Genomic DNA, 24,614 nt, shown 5'->3' on the forward strand with positions numbered 1-24,614 from the left:
TTGGCCATGCCAATGGTGAGAGAGACGCTGGTGGAGCACGCTCCCAGCTCCAGAATGGCGGCAACGCGCCGCAAGCGCACTTCCGTTCCGCAGTGGGATTCGTCTTGCGTCACACGAAACCCGCCCTGCCAGGCTGGATAGCAAAGGTTCCGGAGAACCTCGCGATTGTGCAGGTGCCTTCGGCATTTCCGATGCCGGTCGCCACTGATTGGCGAGACGGAACCGGCTCAAAAGCTCATATTCAGCCCCAGCCGCACGCCACTGTCCCTGTAACCATCGCCGAACTGCCCGGAGTACCCCAGGTCCACCGTGGTATCGGCGGCGACCTGAGCGGTCATGCTCAGTTGTGCAAGCGCGGTATCCTGCGCCACGGGCGTGCCCCTGACGGTGAAGTCGCTGCTGCCGGCAAAGGACATCCGGCGATCCGGGTCCAGGTCGTCGAAAGCGTGCTGCCAGCCGAGAGTGCCCTGCAGTGCGAGTGGAACGCTGCCGAGGGTCGTCAGCGCCGTCGAAGCGTGCAGGCCCAGCGTGCCGTAGGTCAGGCTGTCCTGCTCATCGTCGCCGCGCAGGGCCGTGCTGCCGCCGTGTTCCTTGAAGCTGTCGCTGTCGACCTTCACTCGCGCCAGGCCGGCGAAGGGCTCCAGGATGAAGTCAGCCGCGCTTACGGCATAGCCCAGTTCGCCGAACACTTGCGTGGTCCTGGCGTCATAACTGGCCTTGTCGTGCTCTGCGAGGCCGTCGACCCGCACGTGGCGGCTGCTGTCAATGTCGTTCCAGGCGTGCGAGGCGCCCAGGCGCAGGTTGATCGCATCCCACTGGCCGGCGGCGTAGAACGTCAGCGAGGTGCTGTCGATTTCGGCGGTGGAGCTGCGAGCATCGACATCGAGGTCGCTGGTACCGTAGCCGGCGGCTACGCCGACGCGCCAGTTGTCGCCGACGGGCAGGTCGATGCCGAACAGGGTGCCGCGGCTGTCATGGTCGAGGCCGGCCGCGTTGCTGTTGCCGTCGCTGCTGCCCCAGCCACCGTAGCCCTGCAGCCAGAAGGTGATGCCGCTGTCCGCATCGCTGTGCAGCACGCCCTCTGCCGGCGCCCGGCCCTGGGCGGCTCGCAGACGCTGGCCAATGGCGTCGCGAACATAGTGGCTGTCGTCGAAGAGCGCGCCCTGGGTGCTGGCGTGCAGTTCGCCGGAGAGGTTGTCGTAGGCGGCCTGGGCCTGCTTGGCGCTGAGGGTGCTCACGGCATCGTACAGGCTGCCCGAGCCCAGGGTGTCGACCGCCGCTGCGGTGGCGCGCTGGTTGCTGGTGCGTCCGACCGAAACGAAGCTGACCTCGTTGCGCGCCAGGGTCAGTTCCACGCCAGTGGCGGAATAGGTCACTTCCGGTGTGAGGAACGCCAGGTTGCTGGTGATCTCGGAGAAAGTGCCATCGAGCGCGGCGGCCTGGACGATGCCGTACTGGGTGCTGGGCAGCCAGTTGCCTGCGCCGGCCAGCACGCTCAGACGGGCCCCGCCGAGATTGACGGTACCGGTGGAGATCAGCTTGTCGGAGCTGCCATCGGGGCTGGCTTCGATTTCCAGGGTCGAGCCAGCGGCGAGGTTCACGTCGCCGTCGACATGGAGCGTACCGATGGAGTTGCCCGGATTGAGGGTCGCACCGCTGAGTAGGTTGACGTCTCCCAGAATGGTGCCGTGGCCGCCGATCATGGCTCCGCTATCGACCTGTACGTCGCTGGCGAGCTGCGCCGAGCTGCCGGCGGCGCCTCCGACGACCAGGCTGCCTGCCTCGACATGGGTGCCGCCGCCAATGGCGGACTGGCCGTTGAGCACCAGCTTGCCACTGCCGGTCTTGGACAGGCTGCCCCCGCCGCTGAGATTGCCGCCAAAGGTGCTGTCGGCATCGTTGCTGCCGACCCGCAGATCATTGCCCGTACCGAGGAGCAGGTCGCCGGAGCCATTCAGCGCCTCAAGGGTGAGCGCGCCGCCGACGCGCACGGCGGCTGTGTCACCGATGTTCAGGGTCGTGTTGCCCAGGGCGTTGGTGCCGGTCAGGGCCAGGCTGCCGCCGAGGATATTCAGCGCGCCGCTGAAAGTGTTGTCACCGGAGAGGGTCAGGCTGCTGCTGCCTTGCTTGGTCAGCGAGCCGTTGCCGCTGATGACGCCGGCCAGCGTCAGGTCGTGGCTGCCCGCCAGGCCCAGCTCACCATCGAGCGTCACGGCGTTGTTCAGGGTCAGGGCTGCGCTGCTGTCGAGGCTGGCGCTGCCGGAAGCGGTCAGGCTGCCGCTGCCCAGTGCACCACTGTTGCCAAGCACCAGTTTTCCGCCTTTGAGCAGCGTACCGCCGGTGTAGGTGTTGGCGCCGTTGAGCACGAGGGTGCCGCTATCCAGTTTGGCCAGCGTTGCGTTGCCCTGGATCGCCACATTGAGGGTAGCACTGGCGTTCGGGTCGACGCGCACGGCGGTGTAGCCTTCGGCGCCGTTGACCGCGTTCAGCACACCGCCGCTACCGGCGTTGAGGGTATATCCGTCGGACGCGAACTGCAGGCCGCTGAGCGTCTGGGCGCCATCTACTGTCACGGTACCAGCGCTGCCCTGGAACACGGCGAAACTGTCGGCCCAGTTGCGGTTGACGGTGCCGTCGACGTTGGTCCAGTTGCTCGTCCCGCTGGCCCAGGTGCCGCTGCCGCCGTCGATCGCGCCGTTGGCGATCGGCTGTGAGCCGTCCCAGATCTGTACGATCACACCAGGTGCGGAGACCAGCAGGTTGACCTGGTTGGCCAGGACCGTTTGCACTTCCAGCTCGCTGGGCACCACGCTGCCTGGGACGCTGCCGATCAGGAGGCCGTTGTCGGTCAGGTTGCCGGAGTAGTTGGCCAGTCGATACACGCCGCTGCCGAAGCCACCGAGATCGCTGATATTGAGAGTGCCATCGAGGGTCAGGTTACCGGTAGTGGCCAGCAGCGCCGGGCCACCGCCGGTGATCGGCGCGCCAAGATCGACGTCCAGTCTGCTGGCGTTGTTCAGTGTCAGCGAGCCCATCGTCAAGGTGTTGCCACTGCTCAGCGCCAGGTGACCGCGATTGGCAACCGTCACATTTCCGGTCAGGGTGCCATTACCCGTCAGCGTACTGCCCAGGTTGACCTGCACATTGGCACTGTTCAGCGTACCGTTGACCTTCAGGGTGCCCGAGTCGACCGTCGTGTTGCCGGTCAGGCTGTTGCCACTGCCCAAGGTCAGGGTGCCAAGTCCGAGCTTGAGCAGATCGCCGTTGCCGTAGATCTGGCCGTTGAAGGTGGTGTCAAGGTCGCTGCCGCCGATACCCAGCGTGTTGCCGACGGTGGTCCACACATCGCCGCTGCCGCTGAGACTGCCCAGGTAGGCCGAACCGTTAAGGTAGAGCCCGGTGATGCTCTGGAGGTTGACCTTTGCGTTGTTCGCCAGAGCTGAATTGCCCACGACACTGACGCTGCCGGCCTGCACATCGAGGGCGCCGCTGAAGGTGTTGCTCCCCTCCAGCGTCAGGTTGCCCGTGCCTGTCTTGTTCAGGGTACCGATTCCCATGAGTGAGCCCGCAAGGGTCAGGTTGCTGCTATTGCTCACGGTCAGGTCGGTGTCGTACAGGAGGTTAATGTCGTTTGCCAGCGCCAACGGGTTGTTGGTTTTGAGCGTTGAGTTACCTGCCACGGCCAGTAGGCCTGTGCCCAGTGCGCCCGAACTACCGAGGGTAAGGGTGCCAGCAGTCAGCGAGGTGCCGCCCTGATAGTTATTGGCGCCATTGAGCGTCAGGTTGCCCATACCGTACTTGTACAGTCTGCCAGCGCCGCTGATCACCCCGCCCAGGGTCAGCGAATCGTTACTGGCGCAGAGGAGCTCGGCATTGAGGACTACAGCGTTGCCGACCGTGAGATCGGTGACGGTATCGAGAGTCGACCCTCCGTCCACTACCAAGGAGCCCCGGCCAAGGGCTGAGTTGTTGCCCAAGGTCAGAGTGCCGGCATTCAGCCTGGTGTTGCCGGAGTATGTGTTGGAAGCCAAGATGGCCAGGTTGGCTCCACCGTCTTTGGTCAGACCGCCTGTGCCGGTGATGCGGCCAGCCAGGAACAGGGACTTGCTGCCGGCGATATCAAGGTTGCCGGCCAGGGTGAGGCCGTTGCTCACGAACACAACTGTGCTGGCATCCAGTGTGGTGCCATCGGCCACGTTCAGTGACGAGGTGCCCAGCGCCGTGTCCGCCCCCAGAATCAGCCCGCCGGCATTCAGCGCCACCGGGCCGAGAAAGGTATTATTGCCGCCCAGAGTCAGAGTGGCCGAACCGTTCTTGATCAGACCGCCAGGGCCACTGATCGAGCCATTGAGGGACAAGTTGTTGCTACCAAGTACGGAGAGGTTGCCGTTGAGCGTGACCGGGTTGCCCAGAGTGACGGAGGTGTTGCTGTCCAACTGGGTGCCACTGGCTGCCGTCAGAACCCCCGTCCCCAGCGCCGTGTTGCTGCCAACCGTGAGCGCGCCGCCATCCAGCCGGGTTCCGCCGGTATAGCTGTTGGCACCGTTGAGCACCAGCGTGCCGCTGTCGAGTTTAGCGAGTGTGCCGCTGCCATTGATGTCAACGCCGATGGTGGCGGTCACGCCAGGATCAACCCGTACGGCGGTGGTGCCACTACTACCGTTGACGGCCGTGAGTTGCCCCGCTGTACCTTTTACCAGGCTGTAGCCGTCGGCGCTGAATTGCAGGCCGGTGAATACATGCTGGCCGTCTACCTGAACGGTGCCTGCGGTGCCCTGGAACACGCCGAAGTCGCCGGCCCAGGTCTGGTTCACAATGCCGTCAAGGTCGGTCCAGTTGTTCCCGTTGACACTCCAGGTTCCGTTGCCGCCGTCCACGACACCGTTTGGCACGACCTGGCTACCGTCCCAGAAGCTGATGTTGGAAGTGGGGGCCGATACCACCAGATTGACCTGGTTGCCGATCGAAGTCTGTACCGCCAGATTGCCGATGCCGAAACCGCTCGGCGCACTGTTTACGTTGAGGCCGTTGTCGACCAGGGTGCCGGAGTAGTCGAACAGCCGGTACACGCCGTTACCGAAGCCGCCGAGACCGCTGACATTCAGGGTGCCGTCCAGGACCAGGCTGTTGTCGACGATCATCAGCGGCGTGCTCGATGGCCGGGAGAGGGACGTATCGAGCACGCTGTTGGCATTCAGGAGCAGCGAGCCTGCATGCAGGGTAGCGCCCGACGACAACGCCAGGTGACCGCCACTATCGATGATCAGTGTGCCGAAAATCGTCCCGGAGCCCTTTAGGGTGGCACCGTTGTTGATGGAGACCCGAGAACTGCTCAGCCTGCCGGTGAGGTTGAGAGTGCCGGCGTTCACGGTGGTGGCGCCGGCGTAAGCGTTCGTCCAGCTGAGCGTCAGGGTGGAAGCGCCGTTTTTCACCAGGCCGCCTGAGCCGCTGATGAGTGAGCTCAGAGTCAGGTCTGCGCTGCCACCAATGTAAAGAGTGCCCGCCAGATTGACCGGGTTCGACAGGATGACGGCGGTATTGGTGTCCAAGGTGGTGCCGTCCGCAGCATTGAGTGCGCCGTAGCCCAGCGCCCAGCCGGAGCCGAGAATCAGCTTGCCGGCGTTCAGGACCGTGTTTCCACTGTAGAGATTCCTGCCGTTGAGCACCAGGTCCGCATTGCCGTTCTTGATCAGTCCGCCAGCGCCGTAAACAGGGCCATTGAGCGTTAGTGCGCTGCTGCCGCCGATAGTGAGGTTGCCGCTTACGTTGACGGGATTGGCCAGCGTCACCGCTGTGATGGTGTCCAGTGTGGTGCCGTTTGCGGTGAGGAGTGAACCGCTACCAATTGCGCTGTTGTCGCCCAATGACAGCGTTCCGCCATCCAGTCGGGTACCACCGGTGTACGTATTGGCACCGGACAGAACGAGTGTGCCGGTGTCGAGCTTGTTGATCAGGCCGCCGCCAATAATGTTCACATCAATGCTAGCCGTCGCGCCATCAGCCACCGAAACCTCGGTAGTGCCGCCGCTACCGTTGAAGGCTGCCAGTTGCGCTGCCGGGCCGCTCTGCAAGCGGTAGCCGTCGACAAGGAATTGCAGGCCGGTGAACCCTTGCGTGTGATCCACCGTAACGATACCGGGCATGCCCTGGAACACCGCTACGTCACCGCGCCAGTAATCGTTTATCTGACCATCGGCGGTGGTCCAGTTGGAACCTGAGCTATCCCAGATGCCGGCGCCGCCATTCACGATGCTGTCGTTCGGCATTCCCATGTCGCCGTCCCAGTAAAGGGTTGCGGCACCTGCCGGCGAGCCGAGCATGACCATCAAGCCGCTCGCGGCCCCCAGCAGCAATGCCGGCAAGGTCGGTTTTCCGCGTCGGCGGCCGCCTTTACGGCAGCGTTTGCTGAATTCGTGGGTCACTGTCCAACAACCCATCGAGGCATTCCAGACCAAGGCAAAGACATGGTTGATCACGTGCACTTCCTTATGGCTTGAAGCGAATCCCACCGAGTTCAAATGGGCTGGCGCAGATGGCAGAAAGGTGTGTCAAATCGACTTGCACAGTGTCACTTGGCCACATCAAACACTGCGCTGGTACGGTTCGAGTGCCCGCAGACTCACCCACAAAGGTTCAGGCGTCGGTGCAACTCGGTAATTACGCAGGACAGCTTTGACAGCTATCCGCGGTGGCATGGGATGAGCCACAGCAAGATACGCAGGCACACACGGCGATTAAATACGGCACCTGCCGTATTTTTGGCGACGAGGCCACCAGCCCGGCAACTGGGCCATCAGACATCGGTGCTGAACGGAAGCTCTGCTTTCTGGCCTTCAGGCCGGGTATCCATTGCGGGTTAGCGCGGATATGGATAGGGCAATCAAAGAGCGCTGCCCCAGCGCGTTTCTAAACGGCCGACTCTGACTGATCTACGTCAAATGCCAACGTCCGCTCAGGGGGGTAGCTGCCCTCGCCTGCTCACGCTGCAAAATAAGAAAACGTTCTACGTTTCGTACGCCGTGGCCTTCCTGGCTTCGTCCTGCAACCAGTCGATGAAAACCTGCATGGGTTCGGGATTCAGGTTCGGTCAGGACGAGGCAAAAGGTCTTCGAGATTGTTTTTCCCTGCGGCATGGCGGCATCAAATCCGCTTTCGGCAAGAACGAACGGTTGCATGCGCCCGGAAGAATGCACGGCAATGTTCCGAGCGCATGCAACCGCGACAAACGCGGAATACGCCATCGCACCGCGATACCGCCGGCCACTCTGGCTATCGCGTGAATCAGAAAGCAGTAGCGCCCTGATATGGGACGACTTCGGTTTCAAGAGTCACGCATCCACCCCGCTATGGGCCGGTAACCGTCTTTCGTAAAAAGAAGCTGCCGGCCAGCCACGAGTACCAATCCAAGGGGGCCAGAAAAGCGCACTTCACTTCCCCGGCGCCTCACAGGGAACGATCAAGTGACCTTGATCACGATCTTTCCAAACGCTCCACGATTCAGATGTTCGTATGCCTCGCGAGCGTCTTCGAAGGCATAGACCGTGTCGATTACAGGACGAATCCGGTGATGGCCTAGAAACTCATTCATGCGGTCAAACGATGAACGTGGTGCCACTGCGATTCCGCGAAGAGTGGTCTGGCGAAATATCAGCGGCATCAAGCTCAGTTGGGCCGTCTGACCGGTCATGAAGCCTATCTGCGCGATGCGCCCCGCAGCCTTCGTCGCTGCGATGGATTGATTGATGCCGTCACCACCCGCCACATCCAGGAGTAGATCAACCCCCTTGCCGTCGGTGAGCTTGAGCACCTCCTCTTCCCATTTCGGCGTAGTGCGGTAATTGATGCCGGCGACTGCACCGAGCTTTTTCACCGCATGCAGATTCTCATCGCTGCTGGAAGTTGCGATCACCCTTGCGCCCAGCGCCGTTGCCAGTTGCACAGCAAAAATCGAGACGCCGCCTGTGCCTTGCACCAGCACGCTCTGACCGGGTTCGATCTGCCCGTAGTCGACCAGCGAATACCAGGCGGTCAACGCCGCGATGGGCAGGGTTGCGGCTTCCTCATCCGTCAGGTTGTCGGGCACCCGAACCGCACTCTCCTCATGGATGATCATGTACTCCGCCAGACCACCGGGAAGTGGCGAGCCGAAGCAATAGGCAGGTTCGTCTGCTGCGGGCTCGCCGTCAATCCAACGGGAATAGAGGTGAGAGTTGACTCGGTCCCCCACGGCGAAGCGAGAAACACCCTCCCCTACGGCCACAACGGTGCCGGCGGCATCGCTGACAGGAATCAGCGGTTTGGGTACCAGGTGAGGCTCATAGAAACCCTCGACGATCGCTTTATCGCGGAAATTGAGCGAAACAGCTCCCACACGAACCAGCAGTTCTCCCGCCTTCGGGGTGGGAGTCGGTGCCTGTCCCAGCACCAGGTTGTCGAGACCAAAATCTTCAAGCAGCCAGGCTCTCATCAAAAATCTCCAGGTCGATGGAATGAGCTGGCGATAGTGTTCTGCGAGATCAATGGCAGATAAATGCCTGGGCAGAGACAGGATTGTTCTTCACAGAAGCAACAATCGCGCCCCATATAACGCTAATCTAGGCAACAAAATAGTGCTCAGCGAGGCCTCTATGGAACTGCTCCAGACAATGCAGGTATTCGCTCGCCTGGCGGAACTGGGCAGTTTCACCCGTACTGCGGAAGCTCTGCAGATCGGCCGCCCGCAGGTCACCCGAGCTATCCAGGAGTTGGAAGCATCGCTGGGGGTCCGCTTGCTTCAACGCACCACGCGGCAGGTTCGGCTTACAGCGGAAGGCGAGCAGTTCTACGAGCGCGTGAAGGGGATTCTGGGCAGCATCGCGGACGCAACATCCATGTTCGGCCGCCCCGGCGCCACGTTGCGCGGCAAGCTGCGTATCGACATCCCCACCGCCTTCGCGCAATTGCCCACGTTCCAGAGCCTGTATGCCTTCAACCAATGCTATCCGGACATAGAGCTGATCCTGGGGGTCAGCGACAGAACTGTCGATCTCGTGGCCGAAGGCGTGGATTGCGTACTTCGGATAGGCGATCTTCCGGACTCCAGCTTGGTCGCACGCACTGTCGGCTATGCCACGATGGTCACCTGCGCGGCCCCGAGTTACCTGCGCCAGTTTGGCACTCCGAGCGCACTGGATGAACTGGACAGTCACCAGGGCGTGAACTTTCTCTCCGGACAGAACGGCCGGCCTCTGCCTTGGCAGTTCAGGGAAGGAAGCAGCGACAGAAAACACATCAGCCGCAGCGGGATCACCCTGACCGAATCCAACGCCTATGTGATGTGCGCAGTGGCAGGCTTCGGCATCATCCAGGCCCCGGGTGTCACGGTGGATCACTACCTGCAGGCGGGGACCCTCGTAGAGATACTGCCCGCATACCGGCCTCGCCCACGGACGGTTTCGGTCCTCTATCCAAGCCGCACCCATTTGGCACCGCAGGTTCATGTCTTTATCGAATGGATTCGACATCATCTGTCATCCATTTTTGGCCGTTGGCTCGAACCGCATGACGACTAGCGAGGCCGTCTGATTCGGCCAGAAGCGAGCGTTCGTTTTCGGGGGTTGCGCTAAATATATGGAAATTCATATATTCAATTTCCCATATATAAGGCGCTGCCATGATCACTCCGCCCGAAGTCTTCAGGAGCCTGGCCGACGAAACCCGCGCTCGCGCCACCCTGCTCATCGCCAGCCTGGGCGAGCTCTGCGTCTGCGAGCTGATGTGCGCCCTCGACGACAGCCAGCCGAAGATCAGCCGCCACCTGGCACAACTGCGCGGCAGCGGCCTGCTGCTGGATCGCCGCCAGGGTCAGTGGGTGTATTACCGCCTCAATCCCGAACTGCCTGCCTGGGTGCGGGAGATGCTGCAGGTCACCCTGCAGGCCAACGCACAATGGTTGGCCGACAACACCCTCCGCCTGCAGAACATGGACGGCCGCCCCGTCCGTGACACCGCCTGCTGCTGATCTTTCCGAGCGAGTCTCCGATGCTGGTCGCCGTTGCTGTCTTCGTTTTCACCCTCGTCCTGGTCATCTGGCAGCCCAAGGGGCTTGGCGTCGGCTGGAGCGCCGCCCTGGGCGCGATCATCGCCCTGGCCGCCGGCGCGGTTTCGCTGCACGACATCCCGGCCGTGTGGGCGATTGTCTGGAACGCCACCGCCACGTTCATTGCCGTCATCGTCATCAGCCTGCTGCTGGATGAGGCCGGCTTCTTCGAGTGGGCGGCGCTGCACGTGGCGCGCTGGGCGAATGGCAGCGGCCGGCGCCTGTTCGCCTTCTGCGTATTGCTCGGTGCCGCCGTCTCGGCGCTGTTCGCCAACGATGGAGCAGCGCTGATTCTCACCCCCATCGTCATGTCGATGCTGCTCGCCCTGCGCTTCTCCCCCGCCGCGACGCTGGCCTTCGTCATGGCCGCCGGTTTCATTGCCGATACCGCGAGCCTGCCGCTGGTGGTCTCCAACCTGGTGAACATCGTCTCCGCCGACTACTTCGGCCTGGGCTTCGCCGAGTACGCCGCGGTAATGCTGCCGGTCAACCTCGCCAGCGTCGCCGCCACCCTGCTGGTGCTGTTCCTGTTCTTCCGCCGCGATATCCCGAGAGCGTACGCAGTCGATGCGCTGAAGGAACCGAAGGCGGCTATCCACGATCGCGCCACTTTCATCGTCGGCTGGTGGACGTTGCTGGTGTTGCTGGTCGGCCTGTTCGCCCTGGAGCCGTTGGGCATCCCGGTGAGCGCCGTGGCTGCCGCCTGTGCGGCGATCCTGTTCGCGGTTGCCGCGCGCGGGCACCGTATCTCCACCCGCCGCGTATTGCGCGAAGCCCCCTGGCAGGTGGTGATCTTCTCCCTGGGCATGTACCTGGTGGTGTACGGCTTGAAGAACGCCGGCCTCACGGACTTCCTCAGCCACCTGCTCGACCGTCTTGCCGAACAGGGCTTGTGGAGCGCCGCCATCGGCACCGGCCTGCTCTCGGCGCTGCTGTCCTCGGTGATGAACAACATGCCCAGCGTGCTGGTCGGCGCCCTGTCGATCCAGGCCAGCGGCGCGGAAGGGCTGGTGCGCGAGGCGATGATCTACGCCAACGTGATCGGCTGCGACCTCGGCCCGAAGATCACCCCCATCGGCAGCCTCGCCACGCTGCTCTGGCTGCATGTGCTGGAGCGCAAGGGCATGCGCATCACGTGGGGTTACTACTTCAAGGTGGGCATCCTGCTGACCCTGCCGGTCCTGCTGATCACCCTTTCGGCCCTGGCGCTGCGCCTGAGCCTCTGACGTCCGCATTCAACGGAGGAGCCTTCCATGCGAGTCCTGTTCATGTGCACGGCCAACAGTTGCCGCAGCATTCTCTCCGAAGCACTGTTCAACCATCTTGCACCGAAAGGCTTCGAGGCCGTCAGCGCCGGCAGCTTCCCCAAGGGCCAGGTGCTGCCGCGCAGCCTGACCACGCTGCAGCACGCCGGCATCTCCATCGAGGGTTTGAGCAGCAAGGGCAACGAGGCGTTCGAAGGCAATCCGCCGGACATCGTCATCACTGTCTGCGACAAGGCCGCCGGCGAAGCCTGCCCGCTGTACTTCGGCCCGGCGCTGAAGTCCCACTGGGGGCTGGAAGACCCTTCCGATGTCGTCGGTGACGAATCTGCAATTGACGCCGCCTTCCGCGCCACGCTGGCCCGCATTGAGTTGCGCTGCCGGGCCTTCTTCGCCCTTCCCTTCACTACCCTCGGCCACGACGAACTCAAGCGCGAACTGGATCGCATCGGCGCTCTCTGAACAGGAGGAAACCTGCCCTGAAGACACGCCGGCGATCCAGCTCATCTACGCCCGCAGAGTGGCAGGCACGGCGATCGCCTTCGAGGAAGTGCCGCCGACCATGAGGAAGCGATGCCGCGCTTCCGAGCGCAAATGCTGTATCAGCGGGCATCGTGATCCTTTCAGCCTCCCCGCCACGTGCGAGCCCCTATGAAAGCGCAGGCTTCAAGCAGTTACCCGGCGAGAAGTAGAAAGAACGGGCGACCATGTTCCTATCGAACAGAACCTTGTACTGGCATGTCTTGTTCGGCTCTCGAAACTTCAGGATGTAATCCCACTCTCGTACCCGGAACATCCCCTCCGCAAAGTGCGGCGGACCTATTAACTCGCGGATCTGAGCCTTGCTCATGCCAGTGGATACTTTTGCAAGATTTTCCATATTGACGTAGCTGCCGTCAGGTCGAGCAGCGCTCTCCATCGCAGGAAAGACCGGAGCCTGAGTCAAGCCATTTTCGTCCACCTCGCTCAGAGTGCTGGTGCAAGCTACCAGGGTGGACAGCGCAGCGGCGGTAATCGCCAGATAAATGACACGGTAAAAATTCAAATTGCTCATGATGTATTTCTCATACTCTGCTGTTTGAAAAGGCCCAACCGGAGCCGGGCCTATTCATGGATCAACGGCTTACCACTGATAGCCGACGCCGACCGACACCCCGACTTCACCTTGGGAATCCGCGCTACCCTGCAGCTTGGTTACCCACTTGCCGTTGTCGGAGATCCGCGACACGCCTACCGCCAGGGCCGACTGGCCGCCATAGGCACCCACACCCGCTGCCGCCATGCTCGCACCCGGCGAGTACGGCTGTGGCAGACTGGCTTGAGCCAACGCTCCGGCGATACCGGCGCTGAGCACATCGTCCTGCTTGTCCAGGTCGTTCTTCAGTTGGGCATAACGGCTATCGGTATAGGCATTGGCGTTGTTGGTCACGTCACCGAGGCTCTTGGTCAGTTGGCCGACATTTACAGCGTCGGTGTCCGCCCGACCTGCTGCCACATGGGTGATCTGGCGCTCACTGCCAGCGCTGCCGACCGAAACGCTGTTCTCACGATCGGCAACCGAGTTGACGCCTATCGCCACCGAGTTCTTCGCCGAGGCGCTGGCACCGTTGCCCAAGGCAACCGAGTTTTCGCCTGTAGCCTTGGACCTGGTACCGATGGCCAGACTGCTGGCGCCAGACGCTTCGGCTCCTGCTCCGCCGGCGACCGAATCTCGGCCTGTCGGTTTTGGCTTCGGCAGGTTGGCGGTGTTGTTTACCTGGAACATGCCGTCAGTGCCGTTCTGGATGTTGGCAACATCGCCTTCGACCTTGCTTACGCGATTGTCGACGTTTACCACGGTGTTGTTGATGGTCTTCACCGAGTTATCGGTATAGGCTTTCGACTCCGCCACGGCCCCATCGAGTTGGCGCAGATTCACCGCATCGGTGGCCTCCTTGCCGTCAGCGACATTGCTGATGGTGCGGGTTTCACCGGTGGCGGAGTTACCCACCGAGAAGGTACCGACGCTGGCATTGGCCACGTTGGAATACTTGCCGCTGTAGTTTTCGGCTCCACGGCCGTTATCACTCGCTCCCTGCCCTACCGCCACACTGCCGTCAGCCGACGCACTGGCTCCCTCGCCCATCGCGATGGACCCTTTGCCGCTGGCCTGCGCACTGGGGCCGACCGCTACCGAGTCCACACCAGTGGCAACCGAGTCAGCCTTGCTGGAGTGGGCATGGAAGTACTTGATGCCACCCCCATTGTTGATGTTGGTGATGCTGCCCTCGATATTGGTAACGCGACCGTCGATGTTGGTGACCCGCTCATTGGTTTCATTGAGCTGCGACATGTTCACCGCATCGCTGTCTTCCTGGCCGCGCGCAACGTTGGTGATTCTGGTGCCGCCGGTCTTGGTTACGCTGTTGTAAGTCGGGCCACCGAGAGTGATGCTGTTGTGGGTACTGTTGTCGTACATGACGACATTGGCGACGGCGTCGCTTGTGATGGCTTTCAGTTGCTTGACGTTGACCGCATCGTTGTCATCCGCGCCGGCCGACAAACCGGTGATGCGACGGCTACCGATGTTCACCTCTCCAGAGGCGGTGCCACCCACCAAATAGGCCTCATGGCCCAGAGTGCTGCCATCCGCGACGGAACCGGAACCCAAAGCGACGCTGCCGTCGTGGCTGGACACTGCTCCCATGCCGATGGCCACCGAGTCCACGCCCGAAGCGACCGAATCGGTACCGGTGGAGTTGGCATGGAAGTACTTGGTGCCGGTCTCGTAGATGTTGGTGACACGACCATCCAGGTTGTTCACATCGCCCTGCAAGGTGGTGACATCACCCTCGACATTGGTTACACGGTTGTCGATGTTGGCGACGTTGGTGTTGGTCTCGTTGAGCTGAGACATGTTCACCGCGTCGCTATCGTTCACGCCGTTGGCGACGTTGGTGATGGTGGTGCCGCCAAGATGGGTGCTGGAATCGTAGGAATTGCCACCCAGGGTGACGCTGTTGTGGGTGCTGTTGTCGTACATCACCGCGTCGGCAACCGAGGCGGATGCGGCGGCCTGGAGCTGAGCAACGTTGACCGCATCGGTTGCTTGCGTGCCTGCCGCCAGTCCGGTGATCTGGCGGGTCGCACCCTTGGCCGCATCGCCCACGCTAACCGCGCCCAAAGTGCTCTTCCAGACGGCACTGGTGCTGGTGGAGGCCCGCTTCGTCAAGGGGTCGTAGCCCGCGATACCCGCGGCAGTATTGGCCACCGAACCCTGGCCCAGCGCCACCGATGATCCTGCCGTCGCCGAAGAAGCGTGCCCCAGCGCAAGGCTGCCAGTGCCGGTGGCCGAGGACATGGCGCCCACAGCGGTTGATTCCAGCACCGAAGTGGACGATAGGCCAAGTGCCGTCGAACGCTCTGCAGCGCCGATGGTCTTGGCGTTGGCGCCAACGATCGTGGAACCATTCGAGCCAGCGGCACTGGTCGCCCTGTAGCCGATTGCAACAGAACTAGTACCCCCGTTGGCGTTGGCCTGGTTCCCAACGGCCACACCATCGTTGTTGTAGGCCTGGGCAGAATCGCCGACGGCTACGCTGCCGGTCCATACCTTGGTGTTCCGGCCGACCGCCACAGCCCCCACGTTACCCTGCGCAACAGCCCCCGAACCTATCGCGATGGCGCCTGGAGCATTTGAAGAGACGTCAGCACCTCTACCGATGGCGATGCCGTCAGTAGAAGCCAGTGCAGTTTTAGCCCCCATGCCGACAGCCACCGAGTCCACGCCCGAGGCGACCGAATCGGGACCAGTGGAGTTGGCATGGAAGTACTTGGTGCCGGTCTGGTAGATGTTGGTGATCCGGCCATCCAGGTTGTTCACATCGCCCTGCAAGGTGGTGACATCACCCTCGACATTGGTTACACGGTTGTCGATGTTGGCAACGTTGGTGTTGGTCTCGTTGAGCTGAGACATGTTCACCGCGTCGCTATCGTTCACGCCGTTGGCGACGTTGGTGATGGTGGTGCCGCCAAGATGGGTGCTGGAATCGTAGGAATTGCCACCCAGGGTGACGCTGTTGTGGGTGCTGTTGTCGTACATCACCGCGTCAGCCGTCGAAGCCTTCAACTGACCGACGTTCACGGCATCCGTATCTTCCGCGCCGGCGGACACACCGGTGATGCGGCGATCGCCGATGTTGACCTCACTCGTTGCCGTGCCGCCCAAGAGGTACGCTTCGTTACCCAGCGTCGAGCCAGTTGCCGAGGAGCCTGCGCCCAGTGCAACGCTTGTCTCATGCGTTACCCGAGCGCCCTGGCCAATGGCTGTACTCTCTTTGGCCAAAGCATTGGTGTCCGCGCCCAGCGCTGTGCTTCGCTCACCCGTAGCCGCCGCATTGGCGCCAAAGGCCGCTGCGCCAAGAGCGCCGGCAACAGCGCCATTGCCAGCAGCGGTGCTGAACTGACCTGTCGCCTGGGCGTTCTGGCCAAGTGCGGTCGCCGCGAAGTCGCCGGCAACGGCAGAGTTGCCGAATGCCGCCGAATACGCCCCAATCGCCTGGCTGTTCTGGCCCACCGCCGTGGTGGACAACTCAGTGGCCTGGCTATTGGTGCCGAGGGCGACTGTGTAGTCCATCGTTGCGCGGCTACCCTGCCCGATGGCAGTACTGCTCATCGCCGTAGCCTGAGCATCCTGGCCGATCGCGACAGATTTTTCGCCGCTCGCCTGGCTGATTGTGCCGATGGCGGTTGCGTCTACCGTACTTGCATTCGCACCGTTGCCAATCGCATTGGCGTTCTGAGCGGAGGCCGAACTGCCCAGCCCGATGGCAACGGCATTGTCACCGGATGCCGAGGCGTTTTTTCCGGCAGCCAAGGCATTCGCACCGGTCGCGGCATCGTTGAGATAGTTGCCGCCTGGCGTGCCGTTATCGTTGACGCTGTAGTAATGCGTTGCGGTCGACATCCCAACCGCCTTCAGTTGCGCCACGTTGACTGCATCGGTATCGGCAGTGCCAGCCGCGACCCCGTTGATCTGGCGGTATTTGCCCGTGGAAGGGTCACCCACCGACACTGCTCCCAACGTGCTCTGCGTTGCATTTACGGCAGAGGTCTGGCTTGTTGTTGCTCCGATGGGCACATAGCCCGCTACCCCCGATGTAGTACTGGCGACTGACTGACCACCAAGCGCCACACCACCGGCAACTTGCGCAACGCTTTCTGAACCGAAGGCGAGGGAGGATTTACCCTGTGCATTGGCCCATTGCCCCATCGCAATTCCATAATCACCGGTGGCGTTGGCCATCCATCCGGAAGCAACTGCAAATTGCCCACTTGCACTTGAAGATCTGCCAACCGAAACAGAGCCATAGTTCGAGTTGGCCCCCGAACCAATAGCAACACCGAACTTGTCAGCCGCCACCGCAGAGACTCCAACTGCAACGCCGCCCTGAACGGCATTGGTATCTGCACCGATAGCCGTTCCGCTGCCGTTCGCGGTTGCCCTGGACCCGACTGCGACCCCCCAGGAATCATTGCTCGAGGCCTTGCTACCGAGGGCGACACTACCGTCCACACTGGCGCTGGCCTGATAGCCAAGCGCAGTAGCGCCAATACCCGCTGCCATTGAGCCGTCGCCGATTGCTACCGACCCGACACCCGTACCATTGGAGGCGTCCACTTTAGAGTTAGCGCCGATAGCGATACCACTTCCGGTGTTCGCGGCTACGTTTGCGCCGTTGCCGATCGCAATCGAAAAAGAGCCTTCCGAAGCAGAGCTCTCCCCCACAGCGACTGAACCTAATCCAGTAGCAGACGAGTCATGACCAATAGCGGTGGAGCCGAAACCAGTTGTACCGGGTGTGGACCCTGCATTCGCACCAGAGCCGATTGCAGTATTCTCGGTATAACCTCCATCGCTGGCGACAGTGCCCGGATTCCCTATTGAACCAATGTTGACTGTATAAGCTTCCGCCTCACCGCCCGACATTGCGAGCACTACAGCGGCAGTAGCACCAGCCATTTTGGCCGCGCGGCTGCCACCTTTACGATAGGACTTCGCGATTTCACTTGCCACCACCCAGGTTTTGAGCGAAGCGTTCCATACAAGTCGATATACTTTGTTCATGGCAATACAACTCCACCCGACTCAAAGAGTCGGAATTCAATGAGAAAATGGTTTAAATTGACTTAGTGAGAGACGATGGACAGCCCGGCAAGGGACTGCTTCAGCAATGGCCGCTCAATAGAAGCACTTGGCTGGGAAAGTTCTTTGTCATAGATGCGCTTTGCAGCGGCATAGTCTTTGAGGACATATTGCAAATACCCACCAGCAAAGAATGCTGCCTCGGTGCGCGCACTGCGCATCTGCAACGGGTCGGCAAAACTCATGCTGTCAATAGCAGCGAATACGGCGTCGACACTCCCGTTGCCGGCATATAGCTGGGCAATAGCCTGCTGCTGAGGAGAGGCTGCATGTACTCTGCAAGCCGCTTCGGCGAGCTTCGCGCGATGTATGGCAGAACTGCCGTTGTGTATTCGCGCGGTCAGCCAGAGTTGCCAGAGCTCAGCGTAGCCGGCGACATACGAATCCTGGCTGGTACTTAGCTTTTTGAAAGCTTCGCCGGCATCTCTGAATCGACCAATAGCGGCGAGGTTCACCGCTGATGGAACTTCAGCCGAGCTTGCCAGCGGCCCCGTTTTCAAGCGGTCGTATTGTTGGCGGGCCTGTAAATGGTGGCCCTCCGCGTCATCAAGCAACGCCTGCTCGAAAATGACAGGCGGCAAGCTACGATCACTTCGGGGAACCTTCTTGAAAGTAGCCTTCGCGGCTGCCATTTCGCCGCCAAGCAATTGCTGATGGGTTTGCCGCACGAGATCAAGAGTGTCGGCTTGCGCACTGGCAGTGCTGAACGAGGCAATGCAGACCCACAAGAGTCTTGCCAGGACGTTACTTACCGAAAAGCCGAACGAAAAATTACAGTTCGATTTGATTGACGATCCTTGACAAGGTTGCGAGCTTTTCTCCTTGGGCTCAATACAAAGAATTAAGGTTTTCATGGTTAAAAACACGGGTTACTGAAGACATGAATAGAATATTCAGAGACGTAACGACCAGATATCAGAATGAGAGGGGCTTCGTGTAGGAATCACCATTTCATTATCACTCCAGCGACGTAGCCGCCGGGCTATTATTCCTTTTCATTCCAAAGGAATCTTTCGTGGTTCCAGGATTGATTCAGCCCGACCAGCGCACTCTCAATACCAATCGCCGAATGCTTTCATGGCGCATGAAGATTCGGATCATACTTCCGACACATCACGCCTGCAGAGCTCGTAAACCAGCGATTAATCTGCATCAAGATTACAATCGGCGACTTTTGGAAGCTTCTCTAATGCTTGCAGCAAAAGCATGGCGGACATTGGTTTCTCTACAACATCGAGAAGGCCGACGCGCTTTTCCAAGGCCCATTTGAAAAGCTGACTCTTCTCACATGAAGAATAGTTACCAACGATAAGTAATCGCTTGAAGCAACCGTCTTTGCTCATTGCGCTTAAACGGTTCAACTCATCAATGCCGGGAATGAGCTCTTCCGTAATGAAAAGATCGAACCCGGCATTCCTGGCGCAAGCCTGCCGGACTTCTTCCAAATTTGAGCACAGGGCCATCCTGAAGATTCCGAAACGATTTAGCGTTGCGCTAAGAGTAAGCAGGCGCCCAAAGCCACTACAAAATACCAACACCCTGGTCAAATAACTAAACATGGCGTATCTTTGATTGTAAGGTTTCAGCCAATGTAAGGCTTTCCGCGATACAGCGGCATCAGAAGACGCCTAGGGAAAAGTAAGATACCGCTGACAGATCTCTCGCAACTCCCAAAAGCCTGAATGTATAATTCAGCGATTCGCAGCAGGCAGCATTAAGGTGACGGAGATCGAAGTCCCCTCCCCTGGAGAGCTGGTCAGTTGTATTTTGCCATCCATCTGCTCGACCAGTAGTTTGCAGAGTGCCAAATCGATACCATTGCTCCCACGCCGTATGTTCAGATCGTCAAAACGATGGTTGAAGATTTCGAAAATTCGCGACTGCATATCAGCGTCCATGCCGATACCGGTATCGCGTACCCGCAACTCTACCTGAACCAGTCCCTGGCCTGTACCCAAGCAAAGAAGAGAGACTTCTATATTGCCTTGATCCGTGTATTTAAGAGCATTGTTCAAAACCGCCCGCGCAATGTTGCTGAACACGTTCGGGTCGAGCCAGACATCAGGATGCAGTGCTGCGTGAGTATCCAGCTTCATTGTCAGGCCACGTTCGGCCACAGCTTGCCGAAACTCATCAACGAGCTTCCGAGTCAACTCCTCGACATTCAGTGCCCAGGGTGAAAGGGGCTGCTTTCCTGCTTCCAAGCGCAGGTAATCGCGGAATTTCCCTAGCATATCCTGCAGCCCCTTGGTCGCGTGACGGGCGACGTCTAACGCCTCATTCTTATTGACATCCTCTGCAGGAGAAATGGAAAGATCGAGCATCGCTGCAATTCTGTTAAGTGGCGAGGACATCTCGTCGATAATCCACTGCATGAACTGTTCTTTCGCCTGAACGGAAATCTCACGTCTGTTACTGGTACTCCTCAGGTCGACCAGATTCCTGTCTAGATCAGTTATATCTACATTGCCACAAATCAGTCCGAGCAAGTTTCCCCCACTGTCCCTATATGGCTTGCCCCAGTGGCGAACCAGGCGCTCCCCTGCAGGCAGGCTTATTTTCACTTCCAGGGTATAGGGTTCTCCCTTCTTCATTGCGGCAAGCAGCAGATCGTGCGCATATTGACCTTGTTTGGGCGGCAGCTCCCCGGTTTCATCAATACGCCGCCCTACCGCAAGCTCCAGTGTAAGAGAATGCTGCACGAGATATTGTTTGTTGCAGGTGACTAGCCGGCCTTCTATGTCCCGAAAACAAACTGCATGCGGCAGTGCATCTATTACTTCCCGAAGCAAGAGCAATTCCCGCTGGGTTTCGCTATCCGGCAGTTGCGGTGCGGCGATCTCGCTGCTGAATGGCGTGGCATCTATTAGCCCGTGACGTCGCGCAATATCGAGCAGTTCCAACATTGAGCCGGCGCGCAATTTTTGCATTACTCGCGCTTTGTAGGTGCTGATGGTTTTTTCGCTCAATAACAACTGTTCGCCAATTGTATTGTTGGCCATTCCTTTGGCTAACATCTGCAGAACCGTCAGCTCCCGCGTCGACAACGCTTTAAGAGGATTGGACTCGACCTGATCGGGGGAAATATTGGGCAGGGCCAGAACTGAATCGCGGGGGAAGTATGTATGCCCGTTCAGCAAGGCCCTGACCGCAACACCCACTTGCTGGAGATCTGTCTGCTTGCTGATGAAACCGAGCGCCCCTGCTTCATGGCTGCGAGCGGCAAAATATTCGGAACTCTGGCCGGTAACGACCAGTACCTTGACCCCCGAGGCTTGGCGTACCACTCGTTGAATGGTCTCTAACCCGCCCAGACCGGGAATCGCCAATTCCAGCACCATAAGGGTCGGGCGAAGGCGGCGCGCCAGCTCCAGCGCCTCGGTACCATTGCCGCACTCCGCCACAACCGTGAGGCCTTCTGCCTCCAGGAGCAACCGCAAAGCATGTCTTGCGATCGGATGCTCATCGACGATCATCACCGAGCTCATGACGCGCCACCTTGATCGAGATTGGTCTGAATAGAATAGAAGCTAGGTCACAAGACGCTGTCGGGATTCGCAGAGCGTTCAGTGCGATGAGGGCAGCCACGGCTAATACCTTCTTGCCTGCCGGCCTCTATAACCAATGTCAATTGAAGCTGTAAGGCGTTCATCGATTCGAGAACTTTGGCAACGAGAACTAGTAGCTGATCTTGGCAAGCCCCCTCTCTGCAGGCTCGTTCAAGTTCCCTTATCCGCTCGCAGACCTCCGTCGCCCCGATCAATGACACGGCACTTCGAATTCGATGTGCGAGATCAGCCAACGCTGACAGATTCCCGGATTGCAGCAATGGCTCAAGTTGCGCCAGATCCTTGCTGTTGGCACTGTACAAGCGCTGGAGCAGGTTTACCGCCAAGGTTGGATCGTCGCACGACAGGGCTTGCACTGCCCGGAAGTCAAAGGCATCGGTGGTAAGGGTTTGCTCCGGTCGGTTTATGCGCTGCAGATAGGAACGAAGATCCTGCAGGCCGATGGGTTTGAATAGACAGCCATCCATACCGGCATCCCGGCACCGTTGTATCTCATCGGGTTGAGCGTTCGCTGTAAGACCAACAACAGTGCAGCGACGTACTCCCCTTGCCCTCTCAATGATGCGAATATTGCGAGCCAGCTCATACCCGGTAATGTCTGGCATGAAACAGTCGGTGATTACCAAGTCGAATTCGCCGGCCATCCATTGCGTCAGCGCGTCCCTGGCATTGCTCGCTACATTAACCATGTGCCCGAGATGGCCCAATTGTCGGGACAGAAGAAACAAATTCGCTTCGTGGTCATCGACGATCAGAATTTTCATTGGCGCGCACTCAATCTGAGCTGGGCGTTCCGAAACCGCCGCGTTTTCCAGAGGTTCAAGCACGCTGCTTAGCAAATGAACGCTGACGGTTGTCCCCCTCCCAGGGACACTTTCGATATGCAAGCCCCCTCCCATCATCTCAGCGAGCGTACGGCAGATTGTCAGGCCTAGCCCGGTACCGCCGCGAGATGCACGCCCCGCCAACTCGCGTGCCTGCTGGAATGGTTCGCAGACCTCCGCCAGGTCGTCACTGTTCATGCCGATGCCGCTGTCTTCGACCTCGATATATATAATTATTTCTTCATTGGCGAGAGATTCGCTTCTGAGGCCAATACGGACGAAGCCGGTATCGGTAAACTTAATGGCGTTGCTCACTAGGTTGAAGAGGATCTGCTTGAATCGCAGCGGATCAATCATCACATCAGTGATATCGTCCAGCTTCATTTCAACCCTAAGTTCCAGGCCGTTCTGCCGGGCAAGCCCCTCGTAGACCCGCGCCACGGAATCCACCAGCGCACGAAGATTGGCGCGCTCCGGCATAAGCGTCATTTTTCCCGCTTCGATCTTCGCAACATCCAGGATATCGCCGAGCAGTTGCAGCAACCCTTTAGCTGAATCGTAGGCCACGGCAATGGCATCGACGTCATCAGGCGACTGCCTGGAATCCATCAAGGCGAGTTCCAGCATGCCGATGATTGCATTCATGGGAGTGCGAATTTCATGACTCATCGTGGCGAGAAACTTGCTTTTTGCACGATTTGCCTCTTCCGCCTGTTCCTTGGCCAACTGAATCTCATGGTGAAGGCGTTCCCGATCAGTCACATCGATCCATCCGCACACCAGGCCGGAAACCTCTCCCTCGTTGTTGCGATAGGGCGAGGCCCAATGATAGATCTCGCGCCTCTCACCACGGATAACTAAAATTATATCTCCAGACAGGTTTTCCGCTTGCTCGATATGATTCAGGTATTCCTGATGAAGCCTTTGAGCATCTATTTCCGACAGCCATTCATTGTCAATCAAACGGGTTCCCTGGGCTTCCTTGCGAGTCATCCCAGTTTGTTCCAGGAAGTTTCGATTGCAGGTAACAAGACGACCCAGCCGATCTCGCACCGAAACAGGATGGGGAATTCCGTCAATCATGGCGCGCTTGAACTCCAGCCGATCTATCAGCTCGCGCTCTGATACTGCCCGGCTGCGCATCTTCACCAATAGTCGCCAGTTCCACAGCAGGACGCCGACGAGGATCACCAGCGCTGCCCAGAAGACCCTTGCAAACTGCACCTGATAGTAAGCCCAAAGCCCAGAGAGTGATTCAAAAATCGCTTGCCAGTAGCCGGACATTTTCATACGTCTCGAACGCTTATTGTCCTGCAATTCATATTCAGAATTAAAATACGACAGAGCTGGATCGGATAATTCTTTAAAGACTGACTTTCCCTTCCCTCTATGGCACGCAAGGTCAGTCAATTCTTTTCCATGATTCAAGCTGGCAGTGCGGAAATGGTTTTGATGAGCGTGCCACGACATCCTTCCGGAGTCATTGAGACATTCAGTGGATAGTCCAACCTCCAAAGAAGCAGCCATCACTGAGTCTGGGAGCACTTCGGCAAGCTGCTCGAAAAATGCCATGCTGAACAAAAAGATGGCGGCAAAGCAGAACTTATTCATTTTGGCGATCAGATGATAGAGTTGCGCCTTGCAAAATCCTGTAGCTGCAACATATCCCTAACCCCAAGCTTTTCGAACAAGCGGCATTTATAAGTACTGATTGTCTTGGCGCTTAGCATCATTTCGCGTGCGGCTTCTGCCGCGGTAGCACCCGCAGCCAGATACTGCATCACCATTATCTCTTGATCAGTAAGCCGGCCCAGCTTGCGAAAATCCTCGACCTGTTGATCTGTAATAAACTTAAACTCACTCGGAGCGGGCAATTCGTTATACCCACTCAAAGTGGACTTTACCCCTTGCAAAAGATCCTGCAGACCGCTCTTCTTGCATACGAAAGCCGAGGCTCCGGCCATTTCACAGCGTTTGGCTAGAATTTCAGCCGGCATGCTGCTTAGCACGAGAACTTTGGTGCCAAGCCCGGAAGCTGTAATGCGGCGAATGACCTCTATACCTTGCAGCTTGGGAATACGAACATCTAAAATAACCAGGTCAGGCTCCAACTCCCTGTGTTTTACCAGCGCTTCAACCCCATTCTCCGCCTCGCCTACAACCTCGTACCCATTTCTCTCCAAAATCGAACGAACGGCCAGCAGGATCATCGGATGGTCGTCTACAACAAGAACGCTGCTCATTTAAAACACCGCTTAAGTTAATTGCTATCACCACGATATCTCTGAAGTTTTTTTTGTCGATACCCTCAGACGTTACTTACTGTTCGGCAGGCGTATTCCTACACAAAAATCCATGAACTCCTACAAGCGACTTGCGCAACAGAGCACAATAAGGCCTCGTATGGAGTCTTGCGCGCGGTTATCCAGCATCAGGAGTTGCAAGCTAAATGGGGGCGATTCGAAGCGAACTGGCGATCCAGGGGGGGGCGGAGCAATCACAGGGCAGGACGGCTGCTGAAAACCAGCCGTCAGCGCCAAGTCCGCCAACTCGGCCTTGAATCGGCGATGGCCATAAATCCCACTCGTCTCATGATGGATAGTGCGGAGCTCATGGCTCAGAAACCGATTCGCCGGTCACTGCTGCCAGGTATGGAAGCCGCCGCGGGATACCCGCAGCAGCCGACACATAGGTGCT

14 protein-coding genes and 1 pseudogene are annotated in these 24,614 nt (G+C 59.2%); 5 read left to right on the forward strand and 10 right to left on the reverse strand.

The features are described from left to right. Positions 1-227: 227 nt before the first annotated feature. Both OU419_RS29120 and OU419_RS29125 read right to left on the reverse strand, forming a co-directional pair. Positions 228-1,991 (reverse strand): autotransporter outer membrane beta-barrel domain-containing protein, encoded by a 1,764-nt coding sequence (locus OU419_RS29120; protein ID WP_456239213.1) that lies wholly within the window; start codon positions 1,989-1,991, stop codon positions 228-230. Positions 1,992-2,045: 54 nt separating this feature from the next. After that, positions 2,046-5,963: pseudogene (locus OU419_RS29125) on the reverse strand (beta strand repeat-containing protein); the annotation flags it as partial. Positions 5,964-6,938: 975 nt separating this feature from the next. On the opposite strand from OU419_RS29125, the gene OU419_RS14565 reads away from it, so the two are divergent. Continuing rightward, positions 6,939-7,280, forward strand: a complete 342-nt coding sequence (locus OU419_RS14565; RefSeq protein ID WP_254476457.1) for a hypothetical protein — start codon at positions 6,939-6,941, stop codon at positions 7,278-7,280. Between the two features lie 176 nt (positions 7,281-7,456). On the opposite strand, the gene OU419_RS14570 is transcribed toward OU419_RS14565, so the two are convergent. Beyond that, on the reverse strand, positions 7,457-8,467 hold the full coding sequence (locus tag OU419_RS14570) for a zinc-dependent alcohol dehydrogenase family protein (protein ID WP_254476455.1): 1,011 nt from the start codon (positions 8,465-8,467) through the stop codon (positions 7,457-7,459). Between the two features lie 160 nt (positions 8,468-8,627). Here OU419_RS14570 and OU419_RS14575 point away from each other — a divergent pair, with 160 nt between their 5' ends. The 4 genes from OU419_RS14575 to OU419_RS14590 all read left to right on the forward strand — a co-directional run bounded on the left by OU419_RS14575 (position 8,628) and on the right by OU419_RS14590 (position 11,802). Further along, on the forward strand, positions 8,628-9,551 hold the full coding sequence (locus OU419_RS14575; RefSeq protein WP_254476453.1) for a LysR family transcriptional regulator: 924 nt from the start codon (positions 8,628-8,630) through the stop codon (positions 9,549-9,551). A 101-nt stretch (positions 9,552-9,652) separates the two neighbouring features. After that, the gene (locus OU419_RS14580) at positions 9,653-10,000 is read left to right on the forward strand and encodes a metalloregulator ArsR/SmtB family transcription factor (RefSeq protein WP_254476452.1); all 348 of its coding nucleotides are present in this window, start codon (positions 9,653-9,655) and stop codon (positions 9,998-10,000) included. 20 nt (positions 10,001-10,020) lie between these two features. Further along, positions 10,021-11,304, forward strand: a complete 1,284-nt coding sequence (locus OU419_RS14585) for an arsenic transporter (protein ID WP_254476451.1) — start codon at positions 10,021-10,023, stop codon at positions 11,302-11,304. A 27-nt stretch (positions 11,305-11,331) separates the two neighbouring features. Next, the gene (locus tag OU419_RS14590; RefSeq protein ID WP_254476448.1) at positions 11,332-11,802 is read left to right on the forward strand and encodes an arsenate reductase ArsC; all 471 of its coding nucleotides are present in this window, start codon (positions 11,332-11,334) and stop codon (positions 11,800-11,802) included. A 187-nt stretch (positions 11,803-11,989) separates the two neighbouring features. Here the strand turns inward: OU419_RS14590 and OU419_RS14595 are convergent, their stop codons facing one another. From OU419_RS14595 to OU419_RS14625, 7 genes are all read right to left on the reverse strand, one after another. Continuing rightward, positions 11,990-12,394 carry an outer membrane protein assembly factor BamE gene (locus OU419_RS14595; protein WP_254476446.1) on the reverse strand — a complete coding sequence of 135 codons (405 nt, stop codon included), beginning with the start codon at positions 12,392-12,394 and terminating at the stop codon, positions 11,990-11,992. A 69-nt stretch (positions 12,395-12,463) separates the two neighbouring features. Further along, positions 12,464-17,446 carry a YadA-like family protein gene (locus OU419_RS14600; RefSeq protein ID WP_254476444.1) on the reverse strand — a complete coding sequence of 1,661 codons (4,983 nt, stop codon included), beginning with the start codon at positions 17,444-17,446 and terminating at the stop codon, positions 12,464-12,466. Between the two features lie 62 nt (positions 17,447-17,508). Next, complete coding sequence (locus OU419_RS14605) at positions 17,509-18,378, reverse strand: hypothetical protein (RefSeq protein WP_254476442.1); 870 nt, start codon at positions 18,376-18,378, stop codon at positions 17,509-17,511. A 288-nt stretch (positions 18,379-18,666) separates the two neighbouring features. After that, the gene (locus OU419_RS14610; RefSeq protein WP_254476440.1) at positions 18,667-19,083 is read right to left on the reverse strand and encodes a hypothetical protein; all 417 of its coding nucleotides are present in this window, start codon (positions 19,081-19,083) and stop codon (positions 18,667-18,669) included. A gap of 132 nt (positions 19,084-19,215) precedes the next feature. After that, positions 19,216-21,012, reverse strand: coding sequence for a response regulator (locus tag OU419_RS14615; protein WP_254476438.1), 1,797 nt, complete (start codon positions 21,010-21,012; stop codon positions 19,216-19,218). Between the two features lie 47 nt (positions 21,013-21,059). Next, positions 21,060-23,528 (reverse strand): ATP-binding protein, encoded by a 2,469-nt coding sequence (locus OU419_RS14620; RefSeq protein ID WP_254476436.1) that lies wholly within the window; start codon positions 23,526-23,528, stop codon positions 21,060-21,062. 8 nt (positions 23,529-23,536) lie between these two features. Then, positions 23,537-24,160: a response regulator gene (locus OU419_RS14625; protein WP_254476411.1), complete on the reverse strand. Its 624-nt coding sequence runs from the start codon at positions 24,158-24,160 to the stop codon at positions 23,537-23,539. Positions 24,161-24,614: the final 454 nt, after the last annotated feature.

The sequence above is a fragment of the Pseudomonas triclosanedens genome (genome assembly GCF_026686735.1).
In the GTDB taxonomy this organism is placed as follows: Bacteria; Pseudomonadota; Gammaproteobacteria; order Pseudomonadales; family Pseudomonadaceae; genus Pseudomonas; species Pseudomonas triclosanedens.

Excerpts from the sequence above, each read along its gene's own strand:
- OU419_RS14565 (WP_254476457.1), top strand. The coding sequence starts at position 6,939 with ATGCCAACGTCCGCTCAGGGGGGTAGCTGCCCTCGCCTGCTCACGCTG.
- OU419_RS14570 (WP_254476455.1), bottom strand. The coding sequence starts at position 8,467 with ATGAGAGCCTGGCTGCTTGAAGATTTTGGTCTCGACAACCTGGTGCTG.
- OU419_RS14575 (WP_254476453.1), top strand. The coding sequence starts at position 8,628 with ATGGAACTGCTCCAGACAATGCAGGTATTCGCTCGCCTGGCGGAACTG.
- OU419_RS14580 (WP_254476452.1), top strand. The coding sequence starts at position 9,653 with ATGATCACTCCGCCCGAAGTCTTCAGGAGCCTGGCCGACGAAACCCGC.
- OU419_RS14585 (WP_254476451.1), top strand. The coding sequence starts at position 10,021 with ATGCTGGTCGCCGTTGCTGTCTTCGTTTTCACCCTCGTCCTGGTCATC.
- OU419_RS14590 (WP_254476448.1), top strand. The coding sequence starts at position 11,332 with ATGCGAGTCCTGTTCATGTGCACGGCCAACAGTTGCCGCAGCATTCTC.
- OU419_RS14595 (WP_254476446.1), bottom strand. The coding sequence starts at position 12,394 with ATGAGCAATTTGAATTTTTACCGTGTCATTTATCTGGCGATTACCGCC.
- OU419_RS14600 (WP_254476444.1), bottom strand. The coding sequence starts at position 17,446 with ATGAACAAAGTATATCGACTTGTATGGAACGCTTCGCTCAAAACCTGG.
- OU419_RS14605 (WP_254476442.1), bottom strand. The coding sequence starts at position 18,378 with ATGAAAACCTTAATTCTTTGTATTGAGCCCAAGGAGAAAAGCTCGCAA.
- OU419_RS14610 (WP_254476440.1), bottom strand. The coding sequence starts at position 19,083 with ATGTTTAGTTATTTGACCAGGGTGTTGGTATTTTGTAGTGGCTTTGGG.
- OU419_RS14615 (WP_254476438.1), bottom strand. The coding sequence starts at position 21,012 with ATGAGCTCGGTGATGATCGTCGATGAGCATCCGATCGCAAGACATGCT.
- OU419_RS14620 (WP_254476436.1), bottom strand. The coding sequence starts at position 23,528 with ATGAATAAGTTCTGCTTTGCCGCCATCTTTTTGTTCAGCATGGCATTT.
- OU419_RS14625 (WP_254476411.1), bottom strand. The coding sequence starts at position 24,160 with ATGAGCAGCGTTCTTGTTGTAGACGACCATCCGATGATCCTGCTGGCC.